At 40.1% G+C, this 656-nt stretch carries 1 protein-coding gene; it reads left to right on the top strand.

The window, feature by feature from the left end; genetic code table 11:
- Nucleotides 1-157: 157 nt before the first annotated feature.
- On the top strand, nt 158-656 hold a 499-nt coding region (locus tag GBI16_RS18290; protein ID WP_151707622.1), incomplete at its 3' end, for a DUF4372 domain-containing protein.

Here is a 656-nt window from a genome sequence, read left to right as displayed (position 1 = left end):
GCCTACCGTAAAAATATCTATGATTGGCAGCTTAAAAAATAATTAAAGGGAGCAAATGCCACTGCTGTCCCATAGTTTGCTCTAAATAAAAAAACCTGAGTCTAAATAGTTAAAATATGAGTGCAAACAAACACTTTAACTATAAAGGACTCAGGTTTTGTCACATCAGAATACTGTATTTCATCAATTACTCAAACCCATTTTAAGACAAGATTTTGAACGTCTGGCTAAACTGCACCACTCTGGGCAAAAATTAAGATCAGCCACCCGCTGGGATCAGTTTGTTGCCATATTGATGTCCCAACTTTCTTGTCGGCAAAGCTTAAGAGACATTCAATCCAATCTCGAATCCCAGCAGGAAAAGCTCTATCATCTTGGCGCGAAGAGAATTGCGCGAAGCACCTTAGCAAGACTCAACGAAGAACAGCCCGCCAGCCTGTATCAGCAATTGTTCACACAGCTGCTTCAGCGCTGTGAAAACTCTAAAACTGCACATAAATTTAGATTCAAGAATCCGCTGTATTCACTAGATGCCAGTCATATTGATCTTTCACTGTCATTGTGCGCATGGGCAAAAGTACATGAATCCAAAGCCAGTATTAAACTCAGTGTTGGCTTAAATCACAGCAATACCATTCCTGAATTTGTAGCACTTG

This window comes from Acinetobacter sp. TUM15064 (assembly GCF_008980265.1).
Lineage (GTDB): Bacteria > Pseudomonadota > Gammaproteobacteria > Pseudomonadales > Moraxellaceae > Acinetobacter.
Note: the sequence above shows the minus strand (reverse complement) of the source record. Positions and strands in the feature narration are given on the sequence as shown.